Annotated in this window: 16 protein-coding genes and 1 pseudogene; 6 read left to right on the forward strand and 11 right to left on the reverse strand. The window is 74.3% G+C overall.

Annotated features, from left to right (window positions below; translation table 11 throughout):
• Nucleotides 1-150: 150 nt before the first annotated feature.
• The 9 genes from ACFV0O_RS36960 to ACFV0O_RS37000 form a co-directional block, all read right to left on the reverse strand.
• Nucleotides 151-729: a hypothetical protein gene (locus ACFV0O_RS36960; RefSeq protein WP_380348562.1), complete on the reverse strand. Its 579-nt coding sequence runs from the start codon at nt 727-729 to the stop codon at nt 151-153.
• Nucleotides 730-955: 226 nt separating this feature from the next.
• Nucleotides 956-1,903 (reverse strand): ABC transporter substrate-binding protein, encoded by a 948-nt coding sequence (locus ACFV0O_RS36965; RefSeq protein ID WP_380348564.1) that lies wholly within the window; start codon nt 1,901-1,903, stop codon nt 956-958.
• Between the two features lie 48 nt (nt 1,904-1,951).
• Nucleotides 1,952-2,629, reverse strand: a complete 678-nt coding sequence (locus ACFV0O_RS36970; protein ID WP_380348566.1) for an ABC transporter permease — start codon at nt 2,627-2,629, stop codon at nt 1,952-1,954.
• Complete coding sequence (locus tag ACFV0O_RS36975) at nt 2,626-3,294, reverse strand: ABC transporter permease (RefSeq protein ID WP_380348568.1); 669 nt, start codon at nt 3,292-3,294, stop codon at nt 2,626-2,628. Before ACFV0O_RS36975 ends, ACFV0O_RS36970 begins: the two co-directional genes overlap by 4 nt.
• On the reverse strand, nt 3,284-4,501 hold the full coding sequence (locus ACFV0O_RS36980) for an ABC transporter ATP-binding protein (RefSeq protein ID WP_380348570.1): 1,218 nt from the start codon (nt 4,499-4,501) through the stop codon (nt 3,284-3,286). Before ACFV0O_RS36980 ends, ACFV0O_RS36975 begins: the two co-directional genes overlap by 11 nt.
• Nucleotides 4,502-4,840: 339 nt before the next feature.
• Nucleotides 4,841-5,227, reverse strand: a complete 387-nt coding sequence (locus tag ACFV0O_RS36985; protein ID WP_380348572.1) for a rhodanese-like domain-containing protein — start codon at nt 5,225-5,227, stop codon at nt 4,841-4,843.
• Complete coding sequence (locus tag ACFV0O_RS36990; protein WP_380348574.1) at nt 5,221-5,748, reverse strand: cysteine dioxygenase; 528 nt, start codon at nt 5,746-5,748, stop codon at nt 5,221-5,223. The genes ACFV0O_RS36985 and ACFV0O_RS36990 overlap by 7 nt, the downstream gene beginning before the upstream one ends.
• 190 nt (nt 5,749-5,938) lie before the next feature.
• Nucleotides 5,939-6,016, reverse strand: coding sequence for a putative leader peptide (locus tag ACFV0O_RS36995; protein ID WP_101948289.1), 78 nt, complete (start codon nt 6,014-6,016; stop codon nt 5,939-5,941).
• Between the two features lie 121 nt (nt 6,017-6,137).
• A complete protein-coding gene (locus tag ACFV0O_RS37000; RefSeq protein WP_380348576.1) occupies nt 6,138-9,350 on the reverse strand; it encodes a hypothetical protein in 3,213 nt (1,070 codons plus the stop codon).
• Nucleotides 9,351-9,776: 426 nt separating this feature from the next.
• Between ACFV0O_RS37000 and ACFV0O_RS37005 the strand changes: the two genes are divergently transcribed.
• From ACFV0O_RS37005 to ACFV0O_RS37020, 4 genes are all read left to right on the forward strand, one after another.
• Nucleotides 9,777-10,619 carry a nitrilase-related carbon-nitrogen hydrolase gene (locus ACFV0O_RS37005; protein WP_360251349.1) on the forward strand — a complete coding sequence of 281 codons (843 nt, stop codon included), beginning with the start codon at nt 9,777-9,779 and terminating at the stop codon, nt 10,617-10,619.
• An 11-nt stretch (nt 10,620-10,630) separates the two neighbouring features.
• Nucleotides 10,631-12,061 carry a dihydropyrimidinase gene (gene hydA / locus ACFV0O_RS37010; protein ID WP_380348579.1) on the forward strand — a complete coding sequence of 477 codons (1,431 nt, stop codon included), beginning with the start codon at nt 10,631-10,633 and terminating at the stop codon, nt 12,059-12,061.
• Nucleotides 12,062-12,146: 85 nt separating this feature from the next.
• Entirely contained in the window at nt 12,147-13,160 is a 1,014-nt protein-coding gene (locus tag ACFV0O_RS37015; RefSeq protein WP_380348581.1) for a TIGR03842 family LLM class F420-dependent oxidoreductase, read from the forward strand.
• A gap of 39 nt (nt 13,161-13,199) precedes the next feature.
• Nucleotides 13,200-14,870, forward strand: coding sequence for an NCS1 family nucleobase:cation symporter-1 (locus ACFV0O_RS37020; RefSeq protein ID WP_380348583.1), 1,671 nt, complete (start codon nt 13,200-13,202; stop codon nt 14,868-14,870).
• Here ACFV0O_RS37020 and ACFV0O_RS37025 read toward each other — a convergent pair.
• On the reverse strand, nt 14,836-16,080 hold the full coding sequence (locus ACFV0O_RS37025) for a glycosyltransferase (protein WP_380348585.1): 1,245 nt from the start codon (nt 16,078-16,080) through the stop codon (nt 14,836-14,838). The genes ACFV0O_RS37020 and ACFV0O_RS37025 overlap by 35 nt on opposite strands.
• Nucleotides 16,081-16,263: 183 nt before the next feature.
• Here ACFV0O_RS37025 and ACFV0O_RS37030 point away from each other — a divergent pair, with 183 nt between their 5' ends.
• Together ACFV0O_RS37030 and ACFV0O_RS37035 are read left to right on the forward strand one after the other, a co-directional pair.
• Nucleotides 16,264-16,530 (forward strand): GlsB/YeaQ/YmgE family stress response membrane protein, encoded by a 267-nt coding sequence (locus ACFV0O_RS37030; RefSeq protein ID WP_360250552.1) that lies wholly within the window; start codon nt 16,264-16,266, stop codon nt 16,528-16,530.
• 248 nt (nt 16,531-16,778) lie between these two features.
• Complete coding sequence (locus ACFV0O_RS37035) at nt 16,779-17,045, forward strand: GlsB/YeaQ/YmgE family stress response membrane protein (protein WP_360250549.1); 267 nt, start codon at nt 16,779-16,781, stop codon at nt 17,043-17,045.
• Nucleotides 17,046-17,179: 134 nt separating this feature from the next.
• On the opposite strand, the pseudogene ACFV0O_RS37040 reads toward ACFV0O_RS37035, so the two are convergent.
• A pseudogene (locus ACFV0O_RS37040) lies at nt 17,180-18,070 on the reverse strand (ADP-ribosylglycohydrolase family protein); the annotation flags it as partial.
• Between the last annotated feature and the right edge of the window lie 160 nt (nt 18,071-18,230).

Here is an 18,230-nt window from a genome sequence, read left to right on the forward strand (position 1 = left end):
GCGCGGCGGGGCGCGGGGGGGGGGGGCGCGGCGCGGCCCGCCGCCCCCCCCCCGCCCCCCCCCCCCGCCCCCCCCCCCCCCCCCCCCGCCTGCCCGGTGCTCAGGACACCGGGCGGTTCGGGCGTCGCGGCGCGGAGGCCGCGGACGGGATCAGCGCGGCGCCGGGCAGAGCGTGGCGCGCAGCGCGTCGTTGATCTTGGCGGCGGTGTCCGGCCCGAAGCCCTGCGGGTGGTCGGGCGAGGTGAAGCGCTGGTTGGCCAGTTCGACCAGTTTCCCGGTGTCCTTGGGGAACTGGAACATCGACTGGCACTGGTTGCGGGCCCGGTCCACGGCCTGGTCCGGCTTGCCGCCGACGATCGCCGGGTCGATCGCGTCCAGCGCGGCGACCAGCTTGCCGGTCAGGTCGGTGCCCGGCTTGGCGGGCAGGCCGGCGTCGGCGGGCGGGGCGGGCTTGGCCGGTGCGGGGGCACCCGGGGTGCCGGCGTCGGGAGCGGGCGTGCCCGTCGTGCCACCGGCCGTGGGGGCGGCCGTGTCGGGCGCGGGGGCCGACGGCGTCGCGGCGGCGTCGGAGGGGGCCGCATCGGACGGTGCGGCGGTCGAGGCCGCGGGGGCGGTGGGGGAGCCGGCCGCGGTGGTGGCCTTGCCCGAGCTCGATCCGGAGCTGGAGCAGGCAGCGAGGCTCACCGCGGCGAGTGCCGTGAGGGTGGCGGCGAGGAGTCGAGTGCGCATCCGCCCAGACTGTCATGTTCGCGGCGCGGAAGGGAAGGTCCCTCGAAGGGCGTCCGGAGGGCGCGGTGCGGGCCTTGGGCGTGGGGTCGGGGTGCGCCCCCCCCGGGTGCCGGGGCCCGGGTTCGGCGGAGCGGGAGCCGGAACGGCGGACGGCGGCCCGGGAGGACTCCTCCCGGGCCGCCGTCCGCCGTCGGCAGTCCGTGTCGGCGTGCCGCCGTACGAGCCGTCAGCCGAGGCCGTTGGACTTCAGCCAGTCCTTGGCCACCGCCGACGGGTCCTCCTTGTCCACCGCGACGCGCTTCATCAGCGCCGTCAGCCCCGCCGTGTCGAGCTTGGCCGACACCGCGTTGAGCGCCGCCGTCGCCGTGGCGTCCACGCCCGACTTGTTGACCAGCGGGGTGATGTTCTGCGCACCGAAGACGTTCTTCGGGTCGGCCAGCGCGACGAGCTTGTACTGGACGATCTTCGGGTCGGTGGTGAACACGTTGCCGACCTGGACGCCGCCGTCCTTGAGCGCGTTCGCGGTGGTGTCGGCGGTGGGCTTCCACTCCTTGAAGGTCAGCCCGTAGACGTCCTTGAACTGCTGCTCGCGGCGGGACTTGAACTCCGGCGGACCGCCGATGGTGAGCTCGCCGGCCTTGGCGGCCAGGTCGGAGATGGTCTTGAGGTTGTACTTGTCGGCGGTCTCCTGGGAGACGCTGAGCGAGTCCTTGTCCTCGGCGGGGGAGGAGTCGAGGATCCCCAGCGCGGCGGGCAGCGTCGTGGCGAGCGCCGCGTTGACGTCCTGGGTGCTGACGGCGGTGGACTTGGCGTCCAGGTAGGCCAGCAGGGCGCCGTTGTACTCGGGCAGGACGGTGAGGTTGCCGCTCTGCAGCTGCCCGTAGAGGACCTCGCGGCTGCCGATGTTGAACTTCTCCTCGACCTTGACGCCCTTGGCCTTGAGGGCCTGTGAGTAGATCGAGCCGAGCAGGACGTTCTCCGGGAAGTTCGCCGAGCCGACGACCACGGTCGACCCGGATCCGCCGCCCGTGGCGGGGCCTCCCGAGCCGCCCGACCCGGTCGAGGCGCTCGAACCCCCGCCGAGCGGGTCGCCGCCGGAGGAGCCGCAGGCGGTGGCGCCGAGCGCGAGTGCGGCGAGCGTGCCGAGGACGACCGCGCGCCGGCCTCGCTTCATTGTCGACATGGTGACAGATGTCCTTCCGGAGAGGATGGGGAGAGGAGTTCAGCGGGCCCGGTGCTGGGCGCGCACCCCGGGCGGGAGCGCGAACCGGGCGAGCAGGGCGAAGAACAGCTGGGCGGCGACCGCGAGCAGCACCACCAGCAGCGCCCCGCCGACGGTCACGGCGTACTTGCGGGTCGCCAGCCCGTCGATGACGTAGCGGCCGAGCCCGCCCAGTCCGACGTAGGCGGCCACCGTGGCGGTCGCGATCACCTGGACGGTCGCGGTGCGGAAGCCCGCCAGCAGGGTCGGCGCGGCCGCGGGAAGGCAGACCTGCCGCAGCACCTGGGGGTGGGTCAGGCCGATGCCGCGCGCGGCGTCCCGGACGTCCGGGTCGGTGCCGCGCACCCCCTCGACGGAGGCCACCAGCAGCGGCGGCGCGGCCAGCGCGACCAGCGGGATCAGGACCGCGGTGTCGCCGACCCCGGCGAACAGCACCGCCAGCGTCACCAGGCCGAGGGTGGGCAGGGCGCGGGCGGCGCCGGCCATCGCGGTCACCACGGTGACGCCGCGCCCGGTGTAGCCGATCAGCAGCCCGAGCGGGACGGCGAGCAGCGCCGCGAACAGCAGGGCTTCGCCGGAGAGCAGCAGGTGCTCGGAGACCCGGTGCGCTATCGAGTCCGGGCCGCTGCGGTGGTCCGCGGCGGTGAAGAAGTCACCGAGCCAGGTCAGCCAGTTCACGAGCCCGCCCCCTTCTCCCGGACGGCCCAGGGCGCGAGCACCCGCCGGGCGCCCACCAGCAGCAGGTCCACGGCCAGTGCGAGGACCGCGATCAGCGCGATGCCGGCCACGATCGGGGTCGGGAAGGTGCGCTGGAAGCCGTCGATGAAGAGGTACCCGAGCCCGCCGCGCCCGACCAGCGCGCCGACGCTCGCCAGCGAGATGCTGGACACCGCCGCCACCCTCAGCCCGGCGATCAGGTACGGGACGGCCGCCGGCAGTTCGACCGACGTCAGCCGGTGCCACGGCCCGTAGCCCATCGCGGTGGCGGCCTGCCGGACGGCGTCCGGGACGGCCCGCAGCCCGTCCACGGTGGTCGGCAGCAGGACGGCCAGGGCGTAGAAGGTGAGCGGGATCATCACGGTCGCCTGGGTGGCGAGCCCGGTGTACGGGATCAGCACCACGAACACGGCCAGCGAGGGCAGCGCGTAGACGATGTTGAAGACGGCGGACAGTGGCTGGTAGAGCCGGGGGAAGCGGGCGCAGGCCAGGCCGAGCGGCACGGCCAGCAGCAGGCCGACGAGCACGGGGACGAGGGCGATCACGGCGTGGTCGGCGAGCAGGTGGCCGAGGTAGCCGAGGTGGTCCCCGATCCAGTACCAGCGGACGATCGGTTCATCGTCCACCGGGGACTCCGTCCGGGGTGGCGCCGTCGGAATACCCGTCCATGGTGGTTTCGGCGTCGGTGGGTCCGGCGGTCCGAACGGGCGCGGCTGCTCCGGGCCGGAGCGCGGCGAGGACGGCCTCGCGGCTCGCGGTGCCGGTGGCCCGACCCTCGGCGTCCAGTGCGACCGCGACTCCGGCGGGGGAGAGGACGGCGGCGTCCAGCGCGGTGCGCAGGGTGTCGGTGTCCGGCCGGAAGGCGGCGGCCGGGTGCAGTTCGGCGGTGACGGCGTCGCGGTCGATCCACCCGATCGGGCGGCGCTCGTCGTCCAGGGCCAACTCCCAGCCGCCGTACCTGAGTCCGTCCGGGGGCCCGTTGTCGATGCCGTTCGTCAGCCCGGCGTCGGCGACGTCCTTGAGTCCGGTGCCGGGTCCGGCCTTGGGCGCGTCGCCGACCGGGCGCAGCGTGATGGTGCTCGCGGGGCGCAGCCCGAGGCCGCGCAGGCCGCGGTCGCGGCCGAGGAAGGCGGCCACGCCGTCGTCGGCGGGGGTGGTGAGCAGGGTGTGCGGGTCGGCCAGCTGGGCGATCCGGCCCTGTTCGCGCAGCACCACCACCTGGTCGCCGAGCCGGACGGCCTCCTCGATGTCGTGGGTGACGAACAGCACCGTCTTGCGCAGCTCGGACTGCAGCCGCAGCAGCTCCTCCTGGAGTCCGGCGCGCACCACGGGGTCGACGGCGCTGAACGGCTCGTCCATCAGCAGCACCGGCGGGTCGGCGGCCAGGGCGCGCGCGACGCCGACCCGTTGCTGCTGGCCGCCGGACAGCTGGAACGGGTACCGCTTGGCGGTCTCGGGCGCGAGCCCGACCAGTTCGAGCAGTTCGGCGGCCCGCGCGCGGGCCTTCTTGCGGTCCCAACCGAGCAGGTGGGGGACGGTGGCGATGTTGTCGATCACCTTGCGGTGCGGGAACAGCCCGGCCTGCTGGATCACGTACCCGATGCCGCGGCGCAGCTTGGCTGGTTCCAGCTCCGCGACGTCGGTGCCGTCCAGCAGGACCCGGCCCGAGGTGGGCTCGACCATCCGGTTGACCATGCGCAGCAGGGTGGTCTTGCCGCAGCCGGACGGTCCGACCAGGACGGTTATCCGACCGGTCGGGACCTCAAGGTCCAGGCCCTCGACGGCGACTGTGCCGTCGGGGTGGCGCTTTCCGGCGCTCTCGAATCTGATCACGGGGTGTTTCCTCGTCAGGGCGCCCCGGGGAGGCGGCGCCTGTGTCGGTCGGTCGTTCGATTGTTGGTGGTTTGTCGACAAACGGCGGTGCGGATCGGTGGTGGTGGCGCTTGTCGTACCAACCGCCCGGGCGTTCTTCCGCCCGCGTGGCTGCCCAGGTTCGGACCGGCCGAAACTCCGATCAGACTATGACCTGCGTCATCTCCTGTCTCTGATTTACCGCCGGGCGCGTGCCGCCGGACCGGTCGCGGCCGAGCTGATGGGCGCCTCCCGGCCGAGTCGGCGTCACCTCCCGTCGGCGGTGACGCCTCCCCTCCCGGCCCCGTCGAAGGCTTCGGTTCAGCCGCCCTGACGGGTCGGCAGGCCGGATGCCGCCCAGCCGACGAACCCGCCGTCCAGGTCGGTCGCCCGGTGCAACCCCAGCTCGCGGAGCGAGGCGGCGGCCAGGCTGGAGGCGTAGCCCTCCGAGCAGACCACGATCACCTCGACGTCGTGGCCCGAGGCCTCGGGGATGCGGTGACTGCCCGTCGGGTCGAGCCGCCACTCCAGGACGTTGCGCTCGATGATCAGCGAGCCCGGGATCTCGCCCTCGGCCGCCCGCTGCGCCGCCGGACGGATGTCCACCAGCAGCGCGCCGTCCAGCTGGGCCTGGTAGGCCTCCCGGGCGCGCGGGCGGTGGACCCCCTCGCGGGCCCGCTCCACCAGGTCGTCGATCGTGGTCACCATTGCTCCGGTCCTTCCTCCGAGGTGCGGACGAGCCCTCCGGCCCGCAGGTCGTAGTGCGCCATCGAGCTCAGCGGGGGCGAGTAGGCGTGCAGGGTGACGGCGGGCCCGGACGCGGTGTTGCGCACGTCGTGCACGTACTCGGGGCCGAAGGCCCGGGCGGTGCCCGCCGGGACCCGGCGGATCAGCAGGCCCTGGTCCGGGCCGCCGAGGGACAGCTCCTCCAACTCGCCGAGGGCGACGGTGAAGGCGCCGCGCGAGCCGCCGTGGTCGTGGAAACCGGTGGACTGGCCCGGCAGCCAGCTGATCAGCCACACCTCGTGGTCGTCCTCGGCCACCAGACGCCGGTACCAGCGCTCCTCGGTGGAGAGCCGGACGTGGTGGATCCACCGGTCGGGCTGCTCGGCCAGGTCACGGACGATGGTCCGGAGGGTGCCGGGGGTGAGCGGGGCCCGGGCTCCGGCCCCGGGGGGAGCGGGCGTCGGGCTCTCGGAGGCGGTGGCCGTGCGGGTGTGCGGACTCATCAAGGCGTCCTCGGGTGCGCGGAACGTCGGCAGGGGTGTCCGGTCCGGCGGACGGTGGCGGGCGCGGGCCGGCGGAGCGGCCCGGCACGCCGCACGGGGTGCGCCGGGGCGGGGTCAGAACTGCGGGTGCGGGTGCGCGGCGCGGGCCCTGGCAGACGTCACAGGGCGGGACCGGCGGGGGAAGTCAAGGTCAACAGGCACAGATGGAACTCGCCTGGCGTCGCAGATCGACGTGCAGGCGGCAGACCAGAGTGGTGCCGGAGTCCATGCGCCGGATCCTTCCCGAGCGAACCGGAGGAAGTCAAGCCGGTCCGCGGGCCCGCCGGCGTCCGTTCACGGTGCCGCGCCGCCGCCCGGTGGCGCCGCGACACCGCGGACGGCCGGGCTGGCTACCCCTCGGCGGGGCGGCGCGGCGCCGGTGGGGCCGTGCCGGCGGCGGACGGCGAAGACCCGGCACCGCCGGGTGGCTGCCCGGGCACCGCAGCGGCGGGCCCGGCTGCGGCGGCCGGGACGGCTGCCCCGGTGTTCAGGGCCTGCTCGATCACCGGTGCGGCCCGGTCGCCGAGGTAGCGGCCGAGGGTCTGGTAGGCGTCGAACTGCCGGTGGTCGAACCACTGGTCGCTGGTGGCGTCGTTCGGGAAGGCCCGGTTCTCCGTGGCGTACGCGTGCAGCTCGTAGGGCAGGTCGGGGGTGAGCGCGGCCTTGAGGACGATCAGGGTGCCGCGGCGATCGGCCTCGGGCGTGTCGCCGTCCAGGTCCGGGTAGCGGATGTCGCCGGTGATGACCGCCCGGGCCGACAGCCGGGCGGACAACTGCGCGGCGAGCCCCCGCAACGGCGGCCGCCCGTCGTCGGGGCCGTCCGGTCCGGAGGGCTGCTCCTCGGCGGCGCTGCCCGGGACCAGCACGTCCGGCTCGTGCAGGGTGATCTCCACGCCCAGTTCCTCGCGGGCCAGGGTGATTGCGGCGGCGAGGGCGGAGGCGTGGCCCGCGTCGCCGCTGGAGTCGACGCAGACCGCCGTGCGCACCCGGTGCCGCAGCAGCTCGACCAGGCCGAGGTTCTCGTAGTGACCGCCGTCGGTGGTGAGCAGGAACCGGTCGTCGGCCGGGAACCGCCCGGTCAGCTCCCGCAGTTGGTACGGGAGCCGGCGGACGGCGGGTTGCGCGGGGCGGCGCCAGTCCCGGCTGCCGGACCAGTCCGGGCCGAGCACCGAGGGATTGGGCAGCCAGGTGCCGAGGCGCGCGTTGGTCACCGCGAACAGCCCCTGGTAGACCCGGGATTCACGGCCCATCGCGGAGGAGAACGCGGCCCCGGAGACGGCCATCGCCGACTGGACGGTGAGGTCCCGGGCGATGTGCCGCCGGGTGCGCCGCTCCAGCAGGTCGGTGCGCGCGTATCCGACGTCCGGGCCGCCCACGTAGTCGAACGAGAGCGAGAAGGACACCGCCCGACGGCCCGGCGGCGTACGGGAGTTGCCGGACAGGTTGGCCGCCGCCGAGAAGATCACCTGGGGGAAGTCCGGGTGCCGGGCCCCGTAGTGGCTGAGCCGGGTCCGCTCGCGGAAGAAGTCGTACGGGCGGGCCAGGGACCGGCCGCCGTCGGTGGCCCGGCGGACCGCGAACGCCGAGGCCAGCCGCAGCCGGTAGAACGGGTGCAGGCTCATCCAGGTCTGGTCGAGGTTGAGCCCGACCGCGCCGAGCACCAGCGGCAGCAGCACCTGGAAGGCCGCCGGCCAGGCGTACCCGGTGGCGACCGCCCAACCGAGGGCCAGCAGCGCGCCCGTCGTCAGTGCCAGCGCGGCCGCCCACACCACCAGGTACTGGGTGAGGGTGGAGGTCAGGCCGCCACCGGCCCGGCCGGTGTCGCGCAGCGCCCCGCCGAGGGCGGAGGCGCCCCGGCCGACCGTCCGGCGGTCGCGCCAGAGGATGCCGAGCAGCAGTGCCAGGTAGCTGAGCACCACGGTCAGGCTGAGACCGGCACCGGTCAGCTGCGGGCCGGCCGCCAGGGACTGCTGGAGCCGCACCGCCCCCCAGGCCAGCCCGGGGACCGCCAGCACGCCGACGGCCAGCAGGCCGGCCAGCCCGAGCGCGGCGAGGTTGAGCCGGCGCAGGGCGCGCGGCAGCACCGCCTGCCAGCCGAGCGACGGGAAGGCCAGCAACCACAGCAGCCAGCACCCGGCGGCCGCCGCCGGCAGCGCGCCGACGGCGGCGAGCGCGGGCGCCCGGAACTCCAGCGGACCCGGCACGGCGCCCGGGTGGCGCAGGCCGGCCGCCGCCAGCCGGCCCAGGTCGGTGAGCGGGACGGCGTGGTAGAAGCGGCTCAGCGCGAGACCGAGCGTCAGGACGGCCGCCAGCAGCAGGGTGAGCGCGGACAGCACGCCGCGCAGCAGCGTCCCGAGGGCGACCAGCCACTGCCCGGCGCCGTCGGCGAGGTACTTGCCGTGCCGGCGGAGGTGGTCCTCCTCCGGGGAACCGGGCTCCATCACGGTGTCGGCCGTCAGGCCGGAGACGGCGTGCACCGGGCTGTCGGGCGCGGAGTCGCTGAGCGCGAGCTGCAGCGCGCCGACGGTGTAGCCGCCGCCCGAGACGGAGACGAGGTACCTGGCCCGCTTCAGCCAGGGCCGCAGCGACTGGAGCGCGCCGAGCGTGACGCAGGCCGAGCGGATCCCGCCGCCCGAGACGCAGAAGCCGAGTTCGGCGGGCTCCCGGCCGGGCGGCACCCGGGCGGCGTCGCGCCAGTGGGCGTGCCGGTCGGGTCCGGCCTGTGGGGCTGGTGGGGCCACTGTGAGTGCCGGGGCCGGTGGGGTCGGTGTGGCCGGTGTGAGCGCCGGGGCCGGTGTGGCCTTCGAGGGCGGCAGGTGCGGGCGCGGCGCCGGCTCGCCGTGCCCGGTGGCCACCGGCCAGGGCGGGATCAGCGCCGGGCGGTCGGCGGTGCCCTCGCTCGCGCCCCCGTCGGCGGCCGGGACTCCGTCGACGGCCGCGGCGCCGCCGGTCCGGGCCGGCAGCAGCCCGCGCACCGCCCGGGCGGCGGTCACCGCCACGATGCCCACCGCGACCGCCCCGGCGGGCAGGAGCAGCAGCCACTTGACGGTGGCGAGCGCGGTGGCGACCGCGAAGGGGGCGTCGGACGCCGTGGTGGAGAGGCCGTTGAGCCCGTCGCGCAGGAGTGCGTCCTCGCCGAGGTCGCAGCAGGCGGCGAGCAGGCCGGCGCCGCCGACCGCGAGCGCCGGCGGCCGGCGTAACCCGCCCCCGAGCACGTACCCGCCGAGCAGCGCGGCGGCCACCAGGGTCAGCCCGTACCCGCCGATCAGCCAGCCGTCGGCGCGCAGCGCGGCCAGGTAGTCGCCGGGGCGGCCGCCGACCACGGCCTCGGCGGCCGCACGGGACCCGGCCAGTTGGAGGGCGACGTCCCGCACGCTCGGAGCCAGGCGGCGGAACAGCGCCGCACCGAGGACCACCGGCAGCAGCGTGCCGACGGCCAGCAGCAGACCGGCCCAGGCAGGCAGGGCGGGCGGCCGCCCCGCCGGGCTGCCCCCGGCTGCCTCGCGCGTCGTGCCCGGCGCCTCACGCGTCGTGTCCGCCGCGGAGTTCGACTCCACTGTCATCCGTCACCCCCGTGCGGCCGCTCCGATCCCCCGTGGCCGGGCCGCCGAACTCGTATGAAACCACCGAGGACTGACGGTCCGCAGTGATCCACGACGGTCTCGACGCGGCTCCTACCCCGTGCTGGCCGGATCCGCACCCCGGGTGCCCGGTTTCACTCGAATGAGTAAGGAGGCTACGTACGGGGTAGATGAGCCTTTCATCCCACCCAGGACCGTCCGCGTGTCCGCGCAACAGGATCGCCCCAGACGCGTTTCCGCCGACGTATTGTCAGGCCACCAAGGCCCGGCCTACCGTCTACAGATCGCTTTCTACGCACGTAGACCCCCGCGGATCCCCGAGCGGACCCGCGGGTCAGACCCGCCCCGTCAACCATCGGACCGCGGGCCCCGACCGCACGGCCGGGCCGCGGAGTTGCGGAGGTACCCATGTCGCAGATCGTCCGTGCCGCGCTCGTCCAGACCCGTTGGACCGGCGACCAGGAGAGCATGATCGCGCTCCACGAGCGGTACGCCCGGGAGGCCGCCGCCCAGGGCGCGAAGATCATCGGATTCCAGGAGGTCTTCAACTCGCCCTACTTCTGCCAGGTCCAGGAGCCCGAGCACTACCGCTGGGCCGAGGCCGTCCCGGACGGCCCGACCGTGCGCCGGATGCAGGACCTCGCCCGCGAACTCGGGCTGGTCGTCGTCGTCCCGGTCTACGAGGAGGAACAGGCCGGCGTCTACTACAACACCGCCGCCGTGATCGACGCCGACGGCAGCTACCTCGGCAAGTACCGCAAGCACCACATCCCGCAGGTCAAGGGCTTCTGGGAGAAGTACTACTTCAAGCCCGGCAACCTCGGCTGGCCGGTGTTCGACACCGCCGTCGGCAAGGTCGGGGTCTACATCTGCTACGACCGCCACTTCCCCGAGGGCTGGCGCGCCCTGGGCCTGGCCGGCGCGCAGATCGTCTACAACCCCTCCGCCACCAGCCGCGGCCTGTCCGCCTACCTGTGGCAGCTCGAACAGCCCGCCGCCGCCGTCGCCAACGAGTACTTCGTCGCCGCCATCAACCGGGTCGGCACCGAGGAGTACGGCGACAACGACTTCTACGGCACCTCGTACTTCGTGGACCCGCGCGGCCAGTTCGTCGGCGACGTCGCCTCCGACAAGGAGGAGGAACTGGTCGTCCGCGACCTCGACCTCGGCCTGATCGAACAGGTCCGCCAGCAGTGGGCGTTCTACCGCGACCGCCGCCCCGACGCCTACGGACCGCTGGCTGAGGCCTGAGGAGCAGCGCGATGACCACCCGCGACCCGCACCAGCGCACGATCGTCCGCGGCGGCCTCGTCATCACGGCCACCGACGAACTCCGTGCCGACGTCCTGATCGAGGGCGAGCGCGTCGCCGCCCTCGCCACCACCGGCAGCTCCGCCGCCGGGGCCTGGACCGCCGACACCGTCATCGACGCCACCGGCCACTACGTCGTCCCGGGCGGCGTCGACGCCCACACCCACATGGAACTGCCGTTCGGCGGCACCGCGGCCTCGGACACCTTCGAGACCGGCACCCGGGCCGCCGCCTGGGGCGGCACCACCACCATCGTGGACTTCGCCGTCCAGCCGGTCGGCGGCTCGCTGCGCGAGGGCCTGGACACCTGGCACGCCAAGGCCGACGGCAACTGCGCCGTCGACTACGCCTTCCACACCATCGTCTCCGACGTCAACGACGGCGTGCTGAAGGAGATGGACGCCCTCGTCGACTCCGGCGAGTCCACCTCCTTCAAGCTCTTCATGGCCTACCCCGGCGTCTTCTACAGCGACGACGGACGCATCCTGCGGGCCATGCAGCGCGGCGCCGCCAACGGCGGGCTGATCATGATGCACGCCGAGAACGGCATCGCCATCGACGTCCTGGTCGAGCAGGCGCTCGCCGCCGGGAAGACCGACCCGCGGTACCACGGCGAGGTCCGCCGCGAACTGCTGGAAGCCGAGGCCACCCACCGGGCGATCAAGCTCGCCCAGGTCGCCGGCAGCCCGCTCTACGTGGTGCACGTCTCCGCCGCCTCCGCCCTCGCCGAACTCACCCGGGCACGCGACGCCGGCCTCAACGTCTTCGGCGAGACCTGCCCGCAGTACCTCTTCCTCTCCACCGACAACCTCGCCGAGGAGGGCGCCGACGGCTTCGAGGGCGCCAAGTACGTGTGCAGCACGCCGCTGCGGCCGCGCGAGCACCAGGAGGCGCTCTGGCGCGGGCTGCGCACCAACGACCTCCAGGTGGTCTCCACCGACCACTGCCCGTTCTGCTTCGTCGGGCAGAAGGAACTCGGGCGCGGGGACTTCTCGAAGATCCCCAACGGCCTCCCGGGGGTCGAGAACCGGATGGACCTGCTCCACCAGGCCGTGGTGGACGGGCACATCAGCCGGCGCCGCTGGATCGAGATCGCCTGCACCACGCCCGCCCGGATGTTCGGGCTGCACCCGCGCAAGGGCACCATCGCGCCGGGCGCCGACGCCGACCTCGTCGTCTACGACCCCACCGCGGTGCAGACCGTCTCCGCCGCGACCCACCACATGAACGTGGACTACTCCGCGTACGAGGGCCGCCGGCTCACCGGCCGGGCGCGCACCGTGCTCTCGCGCGGCACCGTCGTGCTGGACGACGGCACCTGGCTCGGCCGGGCCGGACACGGCACCTTCCTGCGCCGCGACACCTGCCAGTACCTGGTCTGAACCCGCACGTCCCCTTAGCCGACCAGCCGCCGCCCGGGCCCGACCGGCGGGCCGGGCGGCGGTCCCCCCTTTCCTGGAGCCACCCATGGACATCGGCCTCGTCCTGCAGACCGACCCGCCCGCCCGCACCCTCATCGACCGGATGATCCGTGCCGAACGCGCCGGGTTCAGCCACGGCTGGACCTTCGACTCCTGCGTCCTGTGGCAGGAGCCCTTCGTCATCTACAGCCGCATCCTCGCCGAGACCGAGCGGCTGACGGTCGGCTCGATGGTCACCAACCCCTCGACCCGCACCTGGGAGGTCACCGCCTCCCTGTTCGCCACGCTCAACGACATGTACGGCAACCGCACGGTCTGCGGGATCGGCCGCGGCGACTCCGCCATGCGGGTCGCCGGACGCCGCCCGGCCACCCTCGCCCGGCTCTCCGAAGCCATGCACGCCGTCAAGGAGTTGGCGGAAGGGCGCACCGTCGAGGTGGACGGCACCGAGATGCACCTGCCGTGGGTCGGCCCCGGTGCGTCGCTGCCGATCTGGATGGGCGCGTACGGCCCGAAGGCGCTGGCCCTGACCGGCCGGCAGGCGGACGGGTTCATCCTGCAACTGGCCGACCCCTACCTCACCGAGTTCATGGTCAAGGCGGTGCGGGCCGCCGCCGTCGAGGCGGGCCGGGACCCCGACTCGGTCACCATCTGCGTCGCCGCACCCGCCTACGTCACCGCCGACGACTCGCCCGCCGCGCTCGCCCACGCCCGGGAACAGTGCCGCTGGTTCGGCGGGATGGTCGGCAACCACGTCGCCGACCTGGTCACCCACTACGGCGAGCACTCCGACCTGGTGCCGGAGGCGCTCACCGACTACATCAAGGGCCGGCAGGGCTACGACTACAGCCACCACGGCCGCGCCGGGAACCCGGACACGGCCTTCGTCCCGGACGAGATCGTGGACCGCTTCTGCCTGATCGGCCCGGCCGAGGTGCAGCGTGCCCGGCTGGCGGAACTCCGCTCGCTCGGCGTCCACCAGTTCGCCGTCTACGCGATGCACGACGCGATCGAGTCCACCATCGACGCCTACGGGACGGACGTCATCCCGCACTTGTGATCCCCGAGCGATCCCAGCTGCAGCAGACGGGAGTTGCCCATGGCCGACACCGCGACCGGCGGCGGCGGACAGTGGCAGCACCCCGACGGACGGGTCGAACTCGACCCCTCCGTCGGGGAGTTGCCAGCCAACGGCTTCACCAGCGACGACCTGATACCGGTCCCGGTGGCACGGCGCACCTGGACCACCTACAACTTCCTCGCACTCTGGGTCGGCATGGCCCACAACATCCCCTCCTGGACGCTGGCCTCCGGCCTGGTCGCGATCGGCATGGACTGGAAGCAGGCGGTGCTGACCATCGCACTCGCCAACCTGATCGTGCTCGTCCCGATGCTGCTCACCGGGCACGCGGGCACCAAGTACGGCATCCCCTTCCCGGTCTTCGCCCGGGCCTCGTTCGGCCTGCGCGGCGCCAACCTGCCCGCGCTCCTGCGGGCGGCGGTCGCCTGCGCCTGGTTCGGCATCCAGACCTGGATCGGCGGGGAGGGCATCTTCCTGCTCGCCGGCAAGCTGCTCGGCGAATCCTGGCGCACCGCGGGCGAGTTCGCCGGCTACCCGTGGACCCAGTGGCTCTCCTTCCTGCTGTTCTGGCTGATCGAGATGGCCGTCATCGCCCGCGGCATGGAGGCGCTGCGCCGCTTCGAGAACTGGGCGGCGCCGTTCGTCATCGTCGGCGCGCTCGCCCTGCTGGTGTGGATCACCGTCAAGGCGGGCGGGTTCGGGCCGCTGCTCGACCAGCCGTCCGCGCTGGGGTGGGGCCGCGACTTCTGGAAGGTCTTCTTCCCGGCACTGATGGGCATGATCGGCTTCTGGTCCACCCTCTCGCTCAACATCCCTGACTTCACCCGCTTCGGCGGCAGCCAGCGGGCCCAGATCCGCGGCCAGGCGCTCGGGTTGCCGACCACGATGACGTTCTTCGCGCTGCTGTCCGTGCTCGTCACCTCCGGCTCCCAGGCCGTGTACGGCGAACCGGTGTGGGACCCGATCCAGCTCGCCGCGAAGATGGAGAACCCGGCCGGCATCCTGTTCGCACTGCTGACCGTCCTGGTCGCGACCCTGTCGGTGAACATCGCCGCCAACGTCGTCTCGCCGGCCTACGACCTCGCCAACCTGCTGCCCCGGTTCGTCAACTTCCGCACCGGGGCCCTGATCACGGGCGTCGTGGGCATCGCGATCTTCCCGTGGCGGCTGATCTCCGACCCGCACGTCTACATCTACACCTGGCTGGGCGTCGTCGGCGGCCTGCTCGGAACGGTCGCCGGCGTCCTGATCGCCGACTACTGGCTGCTGCGCCGCACCCGGCTCGAACTCGCCGAGCTCTACCGGCCGGGCAGGACGTACTGGTACGCGGGCGGCTGGAACCGGCGTGCCGTCGCGGCGCTGCTGGTGGGCGGCCTGCTGGCGGTCGGCGGCTCCTACTCCACCGTCGACGCCCACGGTGTCGAACAGGGCCCCTTTCCGGCCGACGGCCTCGTCCCCCTCCTCAAGCCGCTCGCCGACTACGGCTGGGCCGTCGGCCTCGCGTCCTCGGCGACCCTCTACGTCCTGCTCGGCCTCGGCCGGAGGCCCGAGGCCGGGTGGCGGGCGGCGGCGGAAGGTGCCGGCCGGGCGGTAGCGGTCGAAGGGCGGCGGGGCGGCGCTCACCGCTGTCGGCGCTCACCGCGGTGTCGGCCCGTCACCGGCTCGCCGCCGCCCGCTCGACGGCCGTGAGGACCTTCGCGGCGCCGTCCTCGGTGGTGAGGGCGGCGGCGAGGACGCGGGCCCGGGTGCGGTAGTGGGGGGTATCGAGAGCGCGGCGGAGGGCGGTGGCGAGGCGGGCGGCGGTGAGGGCGCGCAGCGGGACGGGGCCGGGGGAGACGCCGAGGGCGGTGAGCCGCGCGGACCAGAAGGGGGCGTCCAGTTGGGCGGGCACGGGCACGGTGGGGGTGCCGGAGCGGAGGGCGGCCGCCGTGGTGCCGGCTCCGGCGTGGTGGACCACGGCGGCCGTGCGGGGGAACAGCCAGTCGTGCGGGGTGTCGCCGATGGTCAGGACGGTGTCCGAGTCCTCGGCGGTCAGGCCGCTCCAGCCCTCCTGCAGAAGGAGGCGCACCCGGGCGGCGCGGGCGGCGGCGAGGACGGTGGCGCTGAGCCGCTCGGGGTCCGGGACGACCAGGCTGCCGAAGCCGACGAAGACCGGGGGCGGCCCGGCGGCCAGGAAGTCGACGAGCCGGTCCGGGGGTTGCCAGTCCGGCCGGGCGGCCGGCCACCAGTAGCCCGCCACGTCCAGCCGGGGGTGCCAGTCGGCCGGGCGGGGGACGACCGTCGGTGAGAAGCCGTGCAGGACCGGGTGGTCGCGTCGGGCCCGGGAGATGCGGCGCGACGGCAGGCCGAGCCGGCGGCGCAGTCCGCGGACGGCCGGGGCGAACAGCTGGTCGGTCGCGGTCTGGACGGTGTGGCCGGCGAGCAGGTTGCCGGGCTTGGAGAGCGATCGCGTGCCGGTGACGGCGGGCGCGAACTCCCGAGTGGGGGAGATGGGTTGGAGGAACAGCCCGATGGTGGGAAGGCCGGCCGCCTCGGCGGCGACCTGACCGAGCGCGCTGGTGGTGCCGGTGGTCAGCAGGAGGTCGGTGCCGAGGGCGACGGCCTCGACGATCCCGTCCCCCAGCGCGGGCATGAACTTCCGGCCAAGTCGCAGGAGTCGGAGGACTGTTGCAGGGCCGCTGTCGGCCTGCAACAGCCGCTGCCCCCGGTCGGAGGCGAGTTCGGCGCGCGGGTCGACCGGCAGCGGGCGGAACTCCAGCCCCGCCGACCGTACGGATTCGGCGAAGGTGGTGTGGGTGGCGACGGCCACCTGGTGGCCGGCCGCCCGCAGGCGGACCCCGAGCCCGGTGAAGGGAGCCACGTCGCCGCGGGACCCGGCGGTGGCGATCAGGATGCGCATGGCCGCAGTATTCCGGCGCCGGCGGCCCGCCGGAAGGACGCCACGCACGGCGGGAAAGGGGGCGGCGGCCGGTTTCGGGTGCTCCGCGCGGCGGCGTCGGAACCGGGCGGCGGGCGGCGGCGTCCTTCGGGGCAGAGCGGACGGAACGGGGCCGTCTCGTCGGTGGACAGGAAGGACGGACGGATGGGCATCGTCGCGTGGATCGTGCTGGGCCTGGTCGCGGGAGCGCTGGCCAAGCTGTTGCTGCCGGGCAAGGACCCGGGCGGCCTGATCGTGACCACTCTGATCGGCATCGCCGGGTCCTTCGTCGGCGGCTGGATCGCGTCGCACTTCATGCACCGGTCGATCAACGCGCACTTCTTCGACGGGGCGACCTGGGTGTCGGCGATCGGCGGCGCCCTGGTGCTGCTGATCGCCTACCGGCTGCTGTTCGGCAACTCGCGCCGCTAGGAGGAGCCGGAAGACGTCGCGAGGCGTCGCGAGGAGGCGGGCGGAGTCGGGCGGAGCTGCGAGACGCTGCGAGGAACTGCCCGGGACGCGAGGAACGGTGCGGATTCGCCGGCTCACGAGGCCGGCCGGGTGGCCGGTTCGCGTCGTTCCTCACGGGCGCCGGAAACCAAGCGGCGCCCTCCCGCGTCCTTCGGACCGGGCCCGGAGTCTCGACGGGACCGTCACGCCGATGACGCGAGGGGCGACTGATGAGCTGGATGGCGTGGATCGTGCTGGGCCTGGTGTCGGGGACCTTGGCCAGGATGGCGATGCCGGGCAAGGGCGAGCGCGGTCTGATCGGCACCACCCTGATCGGCATCACCGGCTCCTACGTCGGCACCTGGATCGTCTCGCACTGGATGCACGGGACGGTGAAGGTGAGCTTCCTCGACCTGACGACCTGGGTGTCGGCGATCGGCGGCGCGGTGGTGCTGCTGTTCCTCTACGGCGTGCTCGTCCGCATCGTCCGGCGCTGACCGGCCGGTGTGGTTGCCGCGGTCGGTGTGGCTGCCCCGGTCGGCCCGGCTGCCGCGGTCGGTGTGGCTGCCGCGGCCGCTTCGTGCGCTCGGGCGTCCGGGCGTCGTCCGGTGTCCGCGGACACCTCCGCCACCCAGCCCGGCAGGTCCTCGCGGGCGTGCAGCCAGGCGGCCGGGACACCGGCGAGCCCGGTGCGGGCGGCGACCACCCCGGCGGCGATGGCGCAGGTGGTGTCCTGGTCGCCCCAGCCCTCCAGGGTGTGCCAGATCGCCCCGGGCAGCGAGTCCGGGTGCCCGGCGGCGGACCAGAGGGCGAACGGGACGGTGTCCGGGGCGGAGATCAGGGCCCCGGAGCCGAGCACGGTGGCGGCGTGCCGGACGCTGGTGCGCCCGGGCATCCGGGCAGCGACCCGCAGGCCGGACCGGACGTCGCTGTCGGGCAGCCGCCCGGCGATCTCGGTCAGCAACTCGGCCCGGCCGGGCGGGGTTTCCCCCCGGCTCCGGACGGCGAACGCGGCCGCGAGGGCCACCGCCACCGCGCCGACGACCGCCTCCGGGTGGAAGTGCGTGGTGAGCGCCTGCAGTTCGGCCTGCCGGACGACCTCGTCCAGGTCGTCGGCGAACCAGGCACCCAGCGGGGCGACCCGCATCGCGGCACCGTTCCCGTACGAGCCCTGGCCCTCGAACTGGCCCGCCGTGACGGTGCGCCAGTCACCGCCCGCCTAGATGCCGCGCAGTACCCGGTGCATCGACGGGCCGTACTTGCGGTCGTACTCGCGCGTGTACTCGGCGGCGAACTCCCCGGCCAACGTGTCCTGTCGGACCGCTCCGTGGACGGCCAGGTGACGGACCAGGACCAGGGCCATCGCGGTGTCGTCGGTCCAGTGCCAGGGCGCGGGGCGGGTCAGGCGCGCGGCCAGTGCGGCGGGCGCCTCGTCCACCGGGACCGAGAACCAGCGATCGCCGAAGGCGTCGCCGAGGGCGAGCCCCTGCAGGCTGTCCAGGACCGGTCCGGCCGCACGCATGTCATCCTCCGAGTGAGACCGACTGTGCGCGGCAGTCTGCCGGACGGCAGAGGGGGGGGGGGGGGCGGCGGGGTCCCCGCGGGGCGGGCCCCGCCCCCCGCGGGGGGGGGGGGCGCGCGCGCCCCCCCGGCCGCCGCCGCGCGCGCGACCCCCCCGCGCG

The sequence above is a fragment of the Kitasatospora sp. NPDC059577 genome, assembly GCF_042735475.1.
Classification (GTDB): Bacteria; Actinomycetota; Actinomycetes; order Streptomycetales; family Streptomycetaceae; genus Kitasatospora.

Bases quoted from the DNA above. Each gene is read 5' to 3' on its own strand.
- ACFV0O_RS36960 (WP_380348562.1), bottom strand. From the start codon at position 729: ATGCGCACTCGACTCCTCGCCGCCACCCTCACGGCACTCGCCGCGGTG.
- ACFV0O_RS36965 (WP_380348564.1), bottom strand. From the start codon at position 1,903: ATGAAGCGAGGCCGGCGCGCGGTCGTCCTCGGCACGCTCGCCGCACTC.
- ACFV0O_RS36985 (WP_380348572.1), bottom strand. From the start codon at position 5,227: ATGGTGACCACGATCGACGACCTGGTGGAGCGGGCCCGCGAGGGGGTC.
- ACFV0O_RS36990 (WP_380348574.1), bottom strand. From the start codon at position 5,748: ATGAGTCCGCACACCCGCACGGCCACCGCCTCCGAGAGCCCGACGCCC.
- ACFV0O_RS36995 (WP_101948289.1), bottom strand. From the start codon at position 6,016: ATGGACTCCGGCACCACTCTGGTCTGCCGCCTGCACGTCGATCTGCGA.
- ACFV0O_RS37000 (WP_380348576.1), bottom strand. From the start codon at position 9,350: ATGACAGTGGAGTCGAACTCCGCGGCGGACACGACGCGTGAGGCGCCG.
- ACFV0O_RS37005 (WP_360251349.1), top strand. From the start codon at position 9,777: ATGTCGCAGATCGTCCGTGCCGCGCTCGTCCAGACCCGTTGGACCGGC.
- hydA (WP_380348579.1), top strand. From the start codon at position 10,631: ATGACCACCCGCGACCCGCACCAGCGCACGATCGTCCGCGGCGGCCTC.
- ACFV0O_RS37015 (WP_380348581.1), top strand. From the start codon at position 12,147: ATGGACATCGGCCTCGTCCTGCAGACCGACCCGCCCGCCCGCACCCTC.
- ACFV0O_RS37020 (WP_380348583.1), top strand. From the start codon at position 13,200: ATGGCCGACACCGCGACCGGCGGCGGCGGACAGTGGCAGCACCCCGAC.
- ACFV0O_RS37025 (WP_380348585.1), bottom strand. From the start codon at position 16,080: ATGCGCATCCTGATCGCCACCGCCGGGTCCCGCGGCGACGTGGCTCCC.
- ACFV0O_RS37030 (WP_360250552.1), top strand. From the start codon at position 16,264: ATGGGCATCGTCGCGTGGATCGTGCTGGGCCTGGTCGCGGGAGCGCTG.
- ACFV0O_RS37035 (WP_360250549.1), top strand. From the start codon at position 16,779: ATGAGCTGGATGGCGTGGATCGTGCTGGGCCTGGTGTCGGGGACCTTG.